The organism is Gordonia sp. (in: high G+C Gram-positive bacteria) (genome assembly GCF_020438995.1).
Lineage (GTDB): Bacteria > Actinomycetota > Actinomycetes > Mycobacteriales > Mycobacteriaceae > Gordonia.
On the sequence record NZ_JAGQTN010000167.1, the window covers coordinates 1 to 14253 of the forward strand.

Annotated in this window: 14 protein-coding genes and 1 pseudogene; 4 read left to right on the top strand and 11 right to left on the bottom strand. The window is 66.5% G+C overall.

Annotated elements, in window-relative coordinates; all coding sequences use genetic code 11:
• The first annotated feature begins 103 nt into the window (after positions 1-103).
• Positions 104-610 (top strand): hypothetical protein, encoded by a 507-nt coding sequence (locus KDB67_RS12160; RefSeq protein ID WP_291016055.1) that lies wholly within the window; start codon positions 104-106, stop codon positions 608-610.
• A gap of 127 nt (positions 611-737) precedes the next feature.
• Positions 738-1304, top strand: a complete 567-nt coding sequence (locus KDB67_RS12165) for a hypothetical protein (protein WP_291016056.1) — start codon at positions 738-740, stop codon at positions 1302-1304.
• Positions 1305-1443: 139 nt separating this feature from the next.
• Here KDB67_RS12165 and KDB67_RS12170 read toward each other — a convergent pair whose 3' ends face one another.
• Both KDB67_RS12170 and KDB67_RS12175 read right to left on the bottom strand, forming a co-directional pair.
• On the bottom strand, positions 1444-1896 hold the full coding sequence (locus tag KDB67_RS12170) for a DUF4190 domain-containing protein (RefSeq protein ID WP_291016057.1): 453 nt from the start codon (positions 1894-1896) through the stop codon (positions 1444-1446).
• Between the two features lie 737 nt (positions 1897-2633).
• Positions 2634-2810 carry a hypothetical protein gene (locus KDB67_RS12175; protein WP_291016058.1) on the bottom strand — a complete coding sequence of 59 codons (177 nt, stop codon included), beginning with the start codon at positions 2808-2810 and terminating at the stop codon, positions 2634-2636.
• A gap of 107 nt (positions 2811-2917) precedes the next feature.
• Between KDB67_RS12175 and KDB67_RS12180 the strand changes: the two genes are divergently transcribed.
• Complete coding sequence (locus KDB67_RS12180) at positions 2918-3448, top strand: peptidylprolyl isomerase (protein WP_291016059.1); 531 nt, start codon at positions 2918-2920, stop codon at positions 3446-3448.
• A 26-nt stretch (positions 3449-3474) separates the two neighbouring features.
• Complete coding sequence (locus KDB67_RS12185; RefSeq protein ID WP_291016061.1) at positions 3475-4374, top strand: rhomboid family intramembrane serine protease; 900 nt, start codon at positions 3475-3477, stop codon at positions 4372-4374.
• 49 nt (positions 4375-4423) lie between these two features.
• Here KDB67_RS12185 and KDB67_RS12190 read toward each other — a convergent pair whose 3' ends face one another.
• From KDB67_RS12190 to KDB67_RS12230, 9 genes and pseudogenes are all read right to left on the bottom strand, one after another.
• Positions 4424-5347: a glycoside hydrolase family 16 protein gene (locus KDB67_RS12190; protein ID WP_291016062.1), complete on the bottom strand. Its 924-nt coding sequence runs from the start codon at positions 5345-5347 to the stop codon at positions 4424-4426.
• 248 nt (positions 5348-5595) lie between these two features.
• Positions 5596-6078, bottom strand: coding sequence for a PH domain-containing protein (locus KDB67_RS12195; protein ID WP_291016063.1), 483 nt, complete (start codon positions 6076-6078; stop codon positions 5596-5598).
• A 166-nt stretch (positions 6079-6244) separates the two neighbouring features.
• A complete protein-coding gene (gene crgA, locus KDB67_RS12200; protein ID WP_291016064.1) occupies positions 6245-6535 on the bottom strand; it encodes a cell division protein CrgA in 291 nt (96 codons plus the stop codon).
• Between the two features lie 170 nt (positions 6536-6705).
• On the bottom strand, positions 6706-7365 hold the full coding sequence (locus KDB67_RS12205; RefSeq protein WP_291016065.1) for an aminodeoxychorismate/anthranilate synthase component II: 660 nt from the start codon (positions 7363-7365) through the stop codon (positions 6706-6708).
• A 30-nt stretch (positions 7366-7395) separates the two neighbouring features.
• On the bottom strand, positions 7396-9309 hold the full coding sequence (pknB, locus tag KDB67_RS12210) for a Stk1 family PASTA domain-containing Ser/Thr kinase (RefSeq protein ID WP_291016066.1): 1914 nt from the start codon (positions 9307-9309) through the stop codon (positions 7396-7398).
• A 76-nt stretch (positions 9310-9385) separates the two neighbouring features.
• Positions 9386-10948 carry a serine/threonine-protein kinase gene (locus KDB67_RS12215; protein WP_291016067.1) on the bottom strand — a complete coding sequence of 521 codons (1563 nt, stop codon included), beginning with the start codon at positions 10946-10948 and terminating at the stop codon, positions 9386-9388.
• On the bottom strand, positions 10945-12447 hold the full coding sequence (locus tag KDB67_RS12220) for a penicillin-binding protein 2 (protein WP_291016068.1): 1503 nt from the start codon (positions 12445-12447) through the stop codon (positions 10945-10947). Before KDB67_RS12220 ends, KDB67_RS12215 begins: the two co-directional genes overlap by 4 nt.
• Entirely contained in the window at positions 12444-13883 is a 1440-nt protein-coding gene (locus KDB67_RS12225; protein WP_291016069.1) for an FtsW/RodA/SpoVE family cell cycle protein, read from the bottom strand. Before KDB67_RS12225 ends, KDB67_RS12220 begins: the two co-directional genes overlap by 4 nt.
• A pseudogene (locus tag KDB67_RS12230) lies at positions 13883-14253 on the bottom strand (serine/threonine protein phosphatase); the annotation flags it as partial. The pseudogene KDB67_RS12230 and the gene KDB67_RS12225, both read right to left, overlap by 1 nt.

A 14253-nucleotide genomic window follows, 5' to 3' on the forward strand; every position in this document is an offset into this window, starting at 1 on the left:
CGATACCCGACTTCTACAGACCAGTAAAGAGTCCTTTTGTACTATCGATGGTCAGGTGTGCGACACGTCGCGTCGCACACCGAAGTGAGTGGATGGAGTGGTTGTGAACAACGCAGTGGGCGCACATCGCCGGACCGCCGTGGTGGCGGTTCTCGGAGCCCTCACACTTACCTGCGCCGTGCCCGGCGCGGCCGTCGCCGATCCGCTGATGGACGGCCTGGATACGGGCAGCGCCGGCGGCATCTTCTCCGGCAGCGCCCAGGCGGCGGGATCGAGCGGCCGTGACGGGTCGCCGAACGGCGTCGACGGTTCCCTCCGGCAGGTCAACTGCAACCAGCAATCCAAGTCCGCCGGTGAGGCCGTCACCAACACCAGGCACATGATGGGCCGCACCGGTCCGATGAGCTTCACGCTCAACTACAACACCGGTACGCAGGCCGACCGGATCGAGGTCTTCTACCACGGCAAGGTGCGTGCCGACACCGGTCCTGTCACGGGAACCGGCAGCAAGCACGTCACGGTGCCCGCGGGAACCAACACCTATGTGACGGTGAAGGTCACCGGTCCGGTGGGTGGTTCCTGGAACTACACCGTCCAGTGTCCGGTCTGACGCGCCGGACACATCCACAGCACAATGCTCACGGCGGATGTTCAACCCTTTTGCCGACATCTGAATCACGCCGCCCGACGATATAGTCAAGTCGAAATATCGGACTTTGAATCGGGATGGTGTGACGATGGGCGACAAGCTGACCAAGACGCGTCTCATGGCAGGTGCCGCGCTGCTCAGTACCGGTGCGCTGATGTTCACGACGCCGGGCTTCGCCGCGGCGGACGGAAGCGTGAGCGCCGGCAGCGTGGACTCGGGCAGTGCCGAGGAGATCGGCGGCGGAGTTCTCAACGCATTCGTTCCAGGTCTCGGCGATCTTGTCACCGGCAGCCTCGAGTCGTCGGCCGGCGGCCTGGGTGGTGGCGGGAATGTCGCCCCGCCACAGACGCAGAGGTGTAACCAGTCGAGCCAATCGGGTGGCTACGGCATCACCAACACCAAACACCTGATGGGGCGTCGCGGCCCGTTCAGCTTCACCATCGTGTACGACACGGTGAACATTCCTGACCGGATCGAGGTCTTCTACCAGGGTCGGCGTCTGTACAACACGGGCCTGATCGGTGACAACGTCAACGAGGGGAACGGCAGCAAGCGCATCGCCGTACCGGCCGGTATCGACAACTATGTGACCGTCAAGGTCACCGGACCGGACTCGGGCACGCGATGGGAGTACACGGTCTACTGCCCGTCCTGACACGCCACGGCGTCCGATGAGGGCACAGCTCTGTGAACAAGTTGTCCACAGAGCTGTGCACAGCTGTGGAAGAATCGAATACGTTGTCGAACCCGCCGAATAACCCGCGGTGACTGACCCCTGACCGGGAAGACCGGGCTCAGCCGCCCTGCGAACCTATCCAGAAGTAAGCGATAAAGCCGAACGCGAAGAAGGCTATCCACAACCAGCCGAGCCACTTCGCGACCACCGCGAACGGGGTACCGAGTTCGCCGGTGCGGTGAATCGTGCGCAGCGACGAGTACGCCAGGAACACTCCGATCGGGGCGGTCACCCCGAGTACGGACAGAACCAGCGCCACCATGGACTGCAGGTTGATGTTCTCTGCGCTGGTGTTTGCTGGGCGCCCGCGATCTCCGGCCACACTCGTCTCCTCGGCATCACCGGTGCCCCGGACCGGAGTGTCTCCGGACCTGCTGGCACCGTCGCCGACCCTCAGGCGCAGGTCATCCTGGCCGGCACCGGCGTCTTTGACACCGTAATGAGTCCTGTCGTGGAGATCGGGCGACACACCGGAAACGGAGGGGGTGAACGTGCGGGCCGCTTCGGTCACCGAGGCTTCCCGGGCCCCAGTCGTTTCCCGGGCCCCAGCTGTATCCCGGGCCACAGTCGTATCGCCGTCGGACGCGTGCTGCGGAGTCGGAGGGCGTGACCCGAGCAGAGTGCGGGAGTTTTCGTCGGCCGGAGGCCTGCCTCCTGAAACATGTGGGCCCGTGGCGTGCGCGGAGCCCTTGCCCAGCGGTGACGGTCCGGTCTGCGGTCCCAGGGGTCGGCCCTGTGCGACGTAGGGGGCTGACCCGGGTCTCGTCGGCAACCGACCTGACGGTGATTGACCCGACGGAAACTGACCCGATGGAAACTGACCTGTTCGGGGCTGGCCGGGCATGCGGTAGCGGGTGCTCGGAGGTGCTCCGGGCGCGGCGCCGGGCGGCGACCGGTAGCCGGGCGGGGGGCCCATATGCGGGCCTGTATGGCCGGGTGGAGGACCGACCTGCTGCCCGGGACGCGGTCCTGGGGCGCCGGAGTTCCAGCGCGCACGCTGCCCGGTCTGTGCCGCATCGCCGGACGGACCACCGGTGACGGACGCCTGCTGCCTCTCCCACGGCTGGCGCGGCACGTCGGGTTGCTCTGGATCGTCGGCAGTCACGCTCTCCAAATTACCCACGCCCGGGCGGATTCGGCATATCCGTGGCAACACTTGTGAGATGTTCGCGCCTGGCGGACGGAGGTGTTGGGCCCTACGTGGTCTGGATCCGGCGTGATCCGGATCTGCGGTGGTCCTGATCTGCCCTACGGGGTTTGGACGGCAGGCGCGTCGGCCGGGGTGCGGCCGAGCGCCTCGACGCGGGGAATCGTCCCCGACACCGGCGGATGCTCTGTGCTGGTCTTACGGACGGCGAAGAAGGCGACACCGCCGAGCAGGGCGAGGATCGCGGCGAGGACGGCGGCAACAATCGGTTTCGGCACGCCATCAAGGGTATAGGCGTCATCGATGGTGTCGAATCGGCCGTACGGTCGGAGAATCGTGGCCGGATCGGGCCAGGTGGTCCACCGCATCGCGCCCGGGTGGTTGTATGGAAGGCGTGAGTAACAAGACACAGACCGCGACTCTGCACACCAACCGCGGCGACATCGTCGTCGAACTGTTCGGGAATCACGCTCCCAAGACTGTTGCCAACTTCACCGGCCTCGCCGACGGCAGCAAGGACTACAGCCAGCCCAACGCGGCCGGCGGAGCCGAAGGACCGTTCTACGACGGCTCGGTATTCCACCGTGTCATCGACGGCTTCATGATCCAGGGCGGCGACCCGACCGGCACCGGCCGTGGCGGCCCGGGCTACCGGTTCGAGGACGAGTTCCACCCCGAGCTGCAGTTCGACCGTCCGTACCTGCTGGCGATGGCCAACGCCGGGCCGGGCACCAACGGTTCGCAGTTCTTCATCACCGTCGGCCCGACCCCGCACCTGAACCGCCGGCACACCATCTTCGGTGAGGTCACCGATCCCGCGTCGCAGAAGGTTGTCGACGCCATCGCCACGACGGCGACCGGTCCCGGCGACCGTCCCGTCGACGCCGTCGTCATCGAGAAAGTGGAAATCAGCTGAGCGCAGCTTTTCCGCAGGGCGGGCCGGTGGTCACCTGCTACCGGCATCCCGATCGCCCCACCGGCCTGGCCTGTAGCCGGTGCGGGCGGCCCGCCTGCCCCGAATGCCTGCGACCGGCGGCGGTGGGTCAGCATTGCCTCGACTGCCTGCGCGGCGCCGGCGCGGTGCAACCTCAGCCGGTGCGACGTGGCCTGACCGGGACCACCCGGCAGGCCGTGGCCGCACCCCGGACCACTCAACGTCCGTACGTCACGTACGGGCTGATCGGGTTCAACGTCGCCGTCTTCGTGGTGTGCGTGGCACAGGCAGGCAGCACCGACATGCTCGATTCGTCGTTGTTCGCCGACTGGGCGCTGTTCAAACCGTTCGTCGCCGACGGTGAGTACTGGCGATTGATCACCGCGGGGTTCCTGCACTTCTCCCTCACCCATATCGCCGCCAACATGTTGTCGTTGTTCCTGCTGGGCCGGGATCTGGAACTGGCCATCGGGTATCCGCGATACGCGGGCGTGTACCTGGCCTCGCTCGTGGGCGGCAGCGCCGCGGTGATGCTGTTCGCCGGTGACCTGACCGTGAACGCCGGAGCCTCGGGTGCGATCTACGGCCTGATGGGCGCGATGCTCGTGATCGTCCTGTACATGCGGGCCTCGCCAGTTCCGGTACTGACCATCATCGGCCTCAACATCGTGCTCTCGATCACGGTGCCGGGCATCTCCCTGGCGGCACATCTCGGGGGTCTGCTGTTCGGTGCGCTGGCCACCGCGGGACTGATCTACGTGCCGCGGCTCGTGGGCAGTGCGGGCAGCAACCCGGTGTCATCGAGCCGGCTCGGCTGGGCGGTCATCGCGACGCTGGTGATCGTGGGCATGGTGATCGGGGTCTCCGCGGGCGTCACTTTCGATCAGCCTCTCGTCATCGTGCGCTGAACCGCCGACCACCACGAACTCCGTGACGCCGCACCCGCCCCGTGTGGCGTCACGGTGCGTATTCCCACACCGACACCCAGTCCACCAGCAGATTTCCGTTGCTGGTGCCGTTGCCGTAGGTCTCGGTCTGCAATTGCCAGCGCATCGGGCTGTCGGGCACCCAGTCGGTGGTGTTCATCACGACGGTGTTGTCGAGCAGCATCCGGATCCGGTTCGGTGACCATTCGATCGTGTACGTGTGCCAGTCGGTGTAGCGGGCACCGGTGTTGACGGCCAACTGGCAGGTGTTGCACGAGCCCTGACGGGCGTAATGGTGATAGCCGTGCGCGGTCCCGGTCAGCGAGCTCTCGGGGAAGTCGATCTCGCCGTCCCACGGCCAGTTGTCGGACTGTGGCCACAGCAGCCACGCCACGCCGTAGTCGGACAGATACGGATTGTCGACCTTCATGCGCACGCTGTAGCGGCCGTAGGTCTGGTACTGCGAGCCGTTCTTGATGATGGGCGACGGGTTGGCGCCCGCGGGCCGGCCGTCGACGCTGTGCAGGTGGAAGTTGAGGACTCCGTTCCTGACGCTGAGTACCTGGTCCGGCCGGTATGGGTTGCGTAGTCGGGTGTCCACCCAGCATTGCGGGTAGGTGCGCCACTGTTGACCTTGCGCGCCGGTGTAGACGACCTTGCCGGAGTCGCAGGCGTTGGCCCAGCTGCCGACGGGCGCGTTCTTGGTGAAGTCGTCTCGGAAGATGTGCCGCCAGCCGGGCAGGTTGCCGACCGGCACCGGCTGTCCCGATGCCGATCCGCCGCCTCCTGCGCTGCCGGTGAAGACGTCGTCGAGACCTGCGAACGGGAGCCGGGGCAGGTTGCCGTCACGGAGTTTGTTCAGGTCGAAGGGAAGCTCGTCGGCGGCGGCGAGTGGCGGTGGACCGGCCACGACGGTCACAGCGGTGGCTGCGCAGGCGACGAATGCCCTGGTCAACAGGGTCTTTATGGTACCGACCCGACTGGTTCGGCAGGTAGGAGGTCGGGGTGGGCTGCTTCGGGTCGAACGCATGGGGCACCTCGCGGGGAGAGGGTCGTCAGTTGCGTACTTCACATACCGTTGACCACGGCATTGCCGTGATTATTGGGGTGACTGAGAAAATGACCCCCGGTTCGTTATGAACCGTTATCATAACGTTACTAAAAACGCCTACTGCCGGGTGACGACCTGGATCGGGTGATGACCTAGTCGGTGACCACGACGAAACCGGCGTCATCGAGTACCTCGGCGACGTCGTACGGGTCCGCGCCCAGATCCCAGCGATTGAGTACGACCAGCGCGGTATCGGGCAGAGCTTCGTCGGTGGGAGTGCGCTCTGCCACGGTGCTCACCGCCGGATCGCGCAGGATCTCCAGCTCGAGCTGGCTGCTGCGCCGGCCGATCCGGCGCAGCTGCCTGATCCGGACCCTGTCTACATCGGCCGGTGTGTAGGTCCGGGAGCCCCCGACCGTGCGTAGCGTGAGTTCGGGCGCGGGCCGCGTCACCAGACGCAGCCGTGGCCGCAGCAGCAACGAGTACGACGCGAAGCCGAGCAGTAGCAAGCCCGCGAACGCCATCAGCACCAGGCCGACGGGATCGGACGACAGGGCGACGGATCCGCCGAGCAGGATCAGTCCACCGACCGCCATCGCAGCCCCGGCGAGGACGGGCGTCGACCATTCATACACAGAACCATCACCAGGGTTATCCACAGAAAGTACTCACAGGTGGGGATGAACTACACACATGTGATTCCACAATTGGGGATAACCAGTGCATCATTCGGCGTGTCGCTGTGGATAATCTGTTGTCTGGGTGATTCAAGTGACCAGAGGGCTCAGACAGTGATCGACGTCACCGCCAGCGCATTGTCATCAACAGCCCGACGACCATGAACGCGAACCCGATCAGGAAGTTCCACGGACCGAGCTCGTACATCCAGTTCAAGATCTTGCCATCGGCGCCGAGCGCGCTGGGGGTGGCCACCAGATAGAAGACGATCAGCCACAGCAGCCCGAACAGCATCAGGCCCAGCATCAGGGCGACGTAGATGGAACTGGACGGTCCGGTCTTCACCTTCACCGGCGTACGGCTCGCCGGATTGATGGTGTAGTCGGTCTTCTTCCTGACTTTTGACTTGGGCATGACTTCCTCGTTGATCGTGCCCCGACGCGCTCATGGGTGCGGTGCCGGCATCCGGTGCGGTCTGTGGGCGTGCGGGGGCTCTCCCCGCCGGGATCTTTGCTCACTACGGTAGCCCACCTGGTCGGCATACCGCGAAGACCGGGAGGACGGTAGGCCGGGTGGCTGCCGATTCAGCCGATGGCCGCGGCCATCTGTGCCTCGAGTTCGGCCACCGTCGGCTCGGGGACGTCGATACCGCACAGGGTCAGCCAGTTCGCCAGCATCCGGTGCCCGCCTTGCGTGAGCACGCTCTCCGGATGGAACTGAACGCCGTGGATCGGCAGGTCCCGGTGCATCATCGCCATGACGATGCCGGTGTCGGTGCGCCCGGTGACCACCAGATCGTCGGGAATCGTCTCCGGGACCACGGTCAGCGAGTGGTAGCGCGTCGCGGTGAACGGACTGGGCAGTCCCGCGAGCACGCCGGTGTTCTCGTGGAAAACCTGCGAGGTCTTGCCGTGTAGCAATTCGGGTGCGCGATCGACGGTCCCGCCGAAGTACGCACCGATCGCCTGATGCCCCAGGCAGACCCCGAGCAGCGGTTTCCCGGTGCGGGCGGCCACCCCGACCAGCGGCATCGTCGCACCGGCCCGCTGCGGGGTGCCGGGACCGGGGCTCAGTAGGACCCCGTCGAACTCGGCGATCGCGGCCTCGTATGCCGCGTCGTCGGTGCCAAGGGCCGCCTCGTCGTTACGCCAGACCACCGTCTCCACCGACAACTGCCCCAGATACTGGACCAGGTTGTACACAAAGCTGTCGTAGTTGTCGATGACCAGGATGCGTCCGCTCACCCCCGTCAGGCTACCCGGTCTAGGGGCGCCCTAGTTCGGCAACAGACTTGCGCGGCCCACGACGACCGACACCTGGTCGCTCTTGTCGATACGGGTGCCGGCAGCCGGTGACTGGCTGAGGATCTTGCCGTCGTCGCGGCTGGTGAGCGGCACGTTGCGGTAGGTGATCTCGAGCCGGCCGCCTTGGTATCCGGCGGCCGACAGCGTGGTACGGGCCTGAGCGGGGGTGCGTCCGGTGATGTCGGGGACCGTGTACTGGTTGCCGCGGGAGATGGTCACTTCGACGGTGGTACCGATAACTACGGTGGTTCCGGCGCTCGGCGAGCTGCTGATCACGCTGCCCTTGACCAACTCGCTGTCGGCTTCGGTCGACGACATCTGCAGACCGTTCTGCTCGAGGACGGCTCGGGCCTGCGATTCGGCGAGTCCGTTGATCTCGGGAATGGTGACCATCTTGGGGCCGGTGCCCATGAAGATGACGACGGCGCCGTTGACGGGTGTTTCGGTGCCGGTGGGCGGCGTCGTCTGCACGACCTTGTCGCGCAGGTCCTCGGTGGAGTCGACGGTGTCGACCTTCACGTTGGAGAATCCGAGCAGGTCCAGGGCCTTTTCTGCCTCGTCCTGAGTCTTGCCGTGCAGGTCGGGGATCGGTAGCCGTTGCGGTCCGGTCGAGACGTACAGGGTCACTTCGGAGCCGTCGTCGGCCTTGATGCCGGCGCCGGGCGCGGTGCGGGTGACTTTGCCCGCGTCGATGTCGAGGCTGGATTCACCGAGCCGTTTGACTTTGAATCCGCTGGTTTCGAGGATGGTGCGGGCTTCGGCGGCGGACTTGCCGTCGACTGCCGGCACTGCGACCTGCGGCACTTCGTCGGGGGTCCACGGTGCCCAGAACACGAGGATTGCCGCGATCAGGACGAGTACGGCGGCGATGGCGCCGCCGATCAGCAGCGGGCGCCGACGATCGGGCGTCGACCCGATCTGTTCGTCGCCGCCTCCGCCGTTGCCGCCGCCTCCGCGTCCATTGGTGCGCAGTCCCCGGCGCGGACCGGTGTCGAGGAGGTCGCGTTCCTCTTCGCTGAGAACCATCGGCGCCGACGGTTTGCCCCCCGCGAGCACCTTGATGAGGTCGGCGCGCAGGTCGGCGGCCGACTGGTAGCGATTGGCGGGGTTCTTGCTCATCGCCTTGAGCACCACCGAGTCGAGTTCGGCGGGCAGATCCGGACGGATCGCCGACGGCCGGGGAGGCTCTTCGTGCACGTGCTGGTGGGCGACGGCGACCGGGGAATCGCCGGTGAACGGTGGCTGGCCGGTGAGCAGTTCGAACAGTACGCAACCCATCGAGTAGATGTCGCTGCGCGGGTCCACCTTGATGCCGCGTGCCTGCTCGGGCGACAGATACTGGGCGGTACCCATCACGGCCGATGTCTGCGTCATGGTCGACGTGGCGTCGTTCATGGCGCGGGCAATGCCGAAGTCCATCACCTTGACCGCGCCGGTGATGTCGATCATCACGTTGGCGGGTTTCATGTCGCGGTGCACGATGCCGTTGCGGTGCGAGAAGTCCATCGCGGCGGCCACGTCGGCCATCCACGTCATCACCTGCCGCGGCGAGAGCGGGCCGTCGCTGCGCAGGATGTCGCGCAGGGTCTTGCCGTCGACGTATTCCATGACGATGAACGGCAGCGGGCCGCCCTCGGTCTGGGATTCGCCGGTGTCGAAGACCTGGACGATCGTCGGGTGATTGAGTTTGGCGGCGTTCTGCGCTTCGCGGCGAAATCGCAGGTAGAACGACGGATCGCGCGCGAGGTCGGCCCGCAGGACCTTGACCGCCACGTCCCGGTTGAGGAGGGTGTCGCGCGCGAAGTGCACTTCGGACATACCGCCGAAGCCGAGAGTTTCGCCGAGTTCGTACCGGTCGGACAGGTGGTGCGGCGTCGGCGTCATGATTGGCTTCCCACCGTCCTTTTCGTCTTGGTCAGTTTACTCGGCGGGTTCGCGGCGCCCGCAGTTGTGTAGGTGCTCATGGGAATGTGGGCAGGCCGGGGATCGAGATCGTCAGCCCGCCGCCGTTGCCCTGTCCTTCGGGAACGGTGTCCCCGGCTCCATCGTCTCCCATACCGGTGTCCCCGGCGCCCGTGCCCCCGTCGCCCGGGTCTTCGGTGGCGGTGTCGGTGTCCCCGTTACCCGTGTCCCCGGCGCCCGTGCCCCCGTTACCGGGGTCTTCGGTCGCGGTGTCCTGCGTGGTGGTGGCTCCGGTGGTGGTCGTTTCCCCGGTGGGGGTTCCCGTGGTGGTGTCGGCCGTGGTCGTGCGCGTGGGCCGGGTGTCCTCCTCGGTCTCCTGGGTGGTCGGCTCGTCGTCGGTGCCGGTGGGTTCTTGGTCCTGGGTGGTCGTGGTGGGCGCGGTGTCCTCGGTGGTCGTGGTGACCGTCGACGCCGGGGTCTTCGGGTCTCCCGTATTCGAATCGGCGTTGGCAAGCCAGAACCCGACCACGCCGAGGGCGATGAGCAGCAGGATCCCGGCCAGCGCGGCCAGCACCTTCTGCCCGGTGGTCCAGGTGTTGTCGGGAGTGCTCGGCCGCTGCGGCGGACGGGGCGCGGCGTAGTTCGGACCGGTGTAGGTGGACGTCGACGGTGAATACGGCGCCGACGTGGCCGGCCCCGTGCCGATGACCCGGGTTGCCGCGGTGGGCCGCGGTGTGGGGTTGATGGTGCTGGTGGCCGTGTTGCTGCCGGGCCGGGGGGGCCTGCGGCCGGCGCGTACCGCGGCGACGGCGTCGGCGAACTCGCCGCCGTTGGCGTACCGCTGCCGCGGATCCTTGGCCATCGTGATCTCGATGAGTTCGCGCACGCCGGACGGCAGATTGCTGGGCAGCGGCGGGGGTGTCTCGCGGATGTGCTTCATCGCGACGGTGATCGCACCGTCACCGAGGAACGGCCTGCGTCCGGTCAGCGCCTCGTAACCGACCACGCCGAGGGCATACACGTCCGAGGCGGAGGTCGCCTCATCGCCGGTGGCCTGTTCCGGCGAGATGTACTGGGCGGTGCCCATCACCATGCCGGTCTGGGTGACGGGGGCGGCGTCGACGGCCTTGGCGATGCCGAAGTCGGTGATCTTGACCTGCCCGGTGGGGGTGATCAGGATGTTGCCGGGTTTGACGTCGCGGTGCACCAGACCCTGATCGTGGGCTGCCTGCAGCGCCCGGCCCGTCTGTTCGAGCATGTCCAGGGAATTGGCCAGCGACAGTCTGCCCATGCGGGAGATGACGGAGTTGAGCGGTTCGCCGTCGACGAGTTCCATCACCAGGTAGGCGAGTGGTTCGCCGGTGCCGCGGTCGGGGGTTTCGCCGTAGTCGAAGACGTTGGCGATGCCCGGGTTGTTGAGCATGGCCGTGACCTGCGCCTCGGAGCGGAACCGGGCAGTGAACTCGGGGTCATTGGTGTACTCGGCCTTGAGCACCTTGACGGCGACCCGACGATTGAGCCGGGTGTCGAGCGCTTCCCACACCTGTCCCATACCGCCCGTGGCGATCAGCCGCATCAGCCGATAGCGGTCGGCGATGGTGGTTCCATTCGATAGGGTCATCCGCCTGCACCTCCCAGCCGTGCGTTGATCACGGCGCGCCCGATCGGCCCCGCGATGGCGCCACCGGTCGACGCCGCCCCCAGGTCGCCATTTTCCACGATCACCGCGACGGCCACCTTCGCGTTCGACGACGGCCCGAACGCGATGTACCAGCTGTACGGCGTTTCTGCGGTGCCCTGCTCGTCGGAGTGTTCGGCGGTTCCGGTCTTCGACGCGATCGACACCGCGCCGCCGGCACCGGCCGTGTTGCGTTCGGAAGCGATCATCAGTTGCGTCAGTGTTTCGGCCTGATCGGCGTCGATGGGCGAATTGATCGTCGACGGCTGCGTCGTGTGCAGGGTCCGCAGGTCGGCGGACTGAAGCTTGTCGACGAGGTACGGCTGCATCCGGACACCGCCGTTGGCGACGGTCGCGGCCACCATGGCGTTCTCCAGTGGGGTCACCCGCACGTCGCGCTGCCCGATGGACGACTGGCCGAGTGCGGCGAGGTCGGGGATATCGCCGGTCGTCGACGTGGCGACGGTGAGCGGGATGTCGCTGGGCCGTTCGTTGAGTCCGAATCGGGTGGCGGTGTCGGTGAAGGAGGACGTCGGATCCTCCATCTTCTCCGTGGTCAGCTGTACGAACGCCGTGTTGCACGAGTACTGGAAGGCCTGGGTGAGCGACACTGTCCCGCCGGAGGAGTCCGGGCAGGTCTGGCCGCCGTAGTTCGACAGCGATGTCGCGGTGTCGGGCAGCGTGATGTGTGATGCGGCGGTCAGGCGGACGTCGGGTCCGATGCCCTGGCGCAGTGCGGCGGCGGTGGTGATCACCTTGAATGTCGACCCGGGTGGGTAGAGCTGATTGACTGCCCGGTTCAGCATCGGGTTGGTCACCGAGTCGGCGGCGTTCCACCGCGCCCAGGCGCCCTCACGCACGTCCTGGTCGTGGCTGGCCAGCTTGTTCGGGTCGTAGCTGGGCGTCGACACCAGTGCGAGGATCTTGCCGGTGTTGGGTTCGAGTGCCACCACGGCGCCGCGGCACCCGCCGGAGCAGCCGTTGAGCATGCCGTTGTAGGCGGCCTTCTGCATCTTCGGGTCGATGGTGGTCACGACGTTGCCGCCGCGGGGGTCGCGGCCGGAGAACATGTCGAGGAAACGCTGGCCGAACAGTCGGTCGTCGTTGCCGTTGAGGATCGAGTTCTCGTACTGCTCGAGGCTGGTGCTGCCGTACTGGAACGAATAGAAACCGGTGACCGGTGCGAACGCCGACGCCGAGCCACCCGGGTAGGTGCGCAGGAATTTCAGCCGGCCGTTGATCGGTGTCGAGGTCGCGATGACGCTGCCACCGGCGGTGATCGCGCCGCGCTGGCGGGCGTACTCGTCGAGCAGAACCCGGTTGTTGCGTGGGTCGGCGCGCAACGAATCGGCTCTGAAGACCTGGACGTAGGTGGAGTTGGCGAGCAGGGCGACGATCATGATGATCACAGCCATCGACACGCGGCGGATCGGTGTGTTCATGCCTTGCGGACCACCTGGGTCTGCAGCGATTCGACGGGCTTCGGCGCGGCTTTGGGTTTGGCGGTGTCCGGTTCGCGGGCGGCGTTGGAGATGCGCAGCAGGATCGCGATCAGGATGTAGTTGGCCAGCAGAGAAGATCCGCCGTACGACATGAACGGCATGGTCAGGCCGGTCAGCGGGATCAGTTTGGTGACGCCGCCCACCACCACGAAGATCTGCACCGCGATGGTGAACGACAGTCCGGCGGCCAGCAGCTTGCCGAAGCTGTCGCGGACGGCGATGCCGGTGAGCAGCCCGCGCGCGATCAGGATCATGAACAGCATCAGAATCGCGGCCAGACCCACCAGGCCGAGTTCCTCACCGAACGAGGCGACGATGAAGTCGGTGTTGGCGAACGGCACGATGTTGGGCCGTCCCGAGCCGAGTCCGGTGCCGAACAATCCGCCGGTGGCCAGGCCGAATAGTGATTGGGCGAGCTGGTAGCCGTCGCCGGCGAAGTCGGCGAACGGGTCACGCCAGATCGACACCCGCAGTTGCAGATGGGAGAACAGCTGGTAGGCCACGAGGGCACCCAGGATGAACAGGGTGACGCCCAGGACCACCCAGCTCACGCGTTCGGTGGCGACGTAGAGCATCGCGAGCATCGTCGCGAAGATCAGCAGCGACGATCCGAGGTCGGTGGAGTAGACGAGCACGCCGAGTGACAGGCCCCAGGCGGCCAGCAGCGGGCCGAGATCGCGGGGCCGCGGGAAGTCCATGCCGAGGAAGTGTTTGCCGGCCGTGGTGAACAGGTCGCGTTTGGACACCAGGAACGACGCGGTGAAGATGATCATCAGGATCTTGGCGAACTCGCTCGGTTGGATGCTGAACACCGGCGTGACGATCCAGTTCTTGGAACCGTTGACCGAGGTGTTGATGCCGGGCAGGAACGACAGCATCGCCGGCGCCGCGAGCAGTGCGAGGCTGCACACGCCCATGATGTAGGCATACCGCGAGAGCGTGCGGTGGTCGCGCACGAAGAACAGGATCACCGTGAAAGCGATCAGACCGAGCACCGCCCACAGCAGTTGCTGGTCGGCGTTGTGGGTGGATTCGGTGGCGTTGACGGTCTCGCCGGTGTGGCCCGATCCCAGGTCGAGGCGATGGATCATGACCAGGCCCAGTCCGTTGAGGACGGCGACGATCGGCAGGATCAGCGGGTCGGCGTAGGGGGCGAGCCGGCGGACCACCAGGTGTGCGCCGGCGAACAGCACGGCGTATGCCGCCACGTACTTGGCGAGGTCGGCGGTGATCTTCTGTTCCTGGGCGGTCTGCACGATCACCAGGGCCACGGTGACGAGCCCCAGCGCGAACCCGAGCAGCACCAACTCGGTGTTGCGACCGGTGCGTTTGGCCGGGTTGCCGGGCGGTGCGTGCTGGGGTGCGGGTGTCGACATCAGACGGTCCCCCGGCAGACCTTGTTGCCGTTGTCGTCGGTTTGTTCGGGCACCGATGCGGAGGCCGCGGTCGAGTCGGGCAGGTCGGTGCGTGGCGCGCCGGTGGTCGGGGCACCCGTGGCCGGCGCGGGGGACGGCGGTCGCGAGGGTTCAGGCCTGCCCGGGGTACGGGGTGCGGGAGTGCGGGTGGTTGACCCCGGTGGCGGTGTGCACATCGGCAGGAAGCTCAGGTCGCCTACGGCGGCCTCGGCCTCATCGAGGGTCTTGTTGCGAATCGCATTGCTGCGCAACGTATTACGATCGATCTCCTGCAGATCGGACAGGTCGAGTGCGGAGCAGCCCGATTCCTGCGAGTAGTCGACGAAGTACA

Bases quoted from the DNA above. Each gene is read 5' to 3' on its own strand.
- KDB67_RS12220 (WP_291016068.1), bottom strand. From the start codon at position 12,447: ATGAACACACCGATCCGCCGCGTGTCGATGGCTGTGATCATCATGATC.
- KDB67_RS12215 (WP_291016067.1), bottom strand. From the start codon at position 10,948: ATGACCCTATCGAATGGAACCACCATCGCCGACCGCTATCGGCTGATG.
- KDB67_RS12225 (WP_291016069.1), bottom strand. From the start codon at position 13,883: ATGTCGACACCCGCACCCCAGCACGCACCGCCCGGCAACCCGGCCAAA.
- KDB67_RS12165 (WP_291016056.1), top strand. From the start codon at position 738: ATGGGCGACAAGCTGACCAAGACGCGTCTCATGGCAGGTGCCGCGCTG.
- pknB (WP_291016066.1), bottom strand. From the start codon at position 9,309: ATGACGCCGACGCCGCACCACCTGTCCGACCGGTACGAACTCGGCGAA.
- KDB67_RS12180 (WP_291016059.1), top strand. From the start codon at position 2,918: ATGGAAGGCGTGAGTAACAAGACACAGACCGCGACTCTGCACACCAAC.
- crgA (WP_291016064.1), bottom strand. From the start codon at position 6,535: ATGCCCAAGTCAAAAGTCAGGAAGAAGACCGACTACACCATCAATCCG.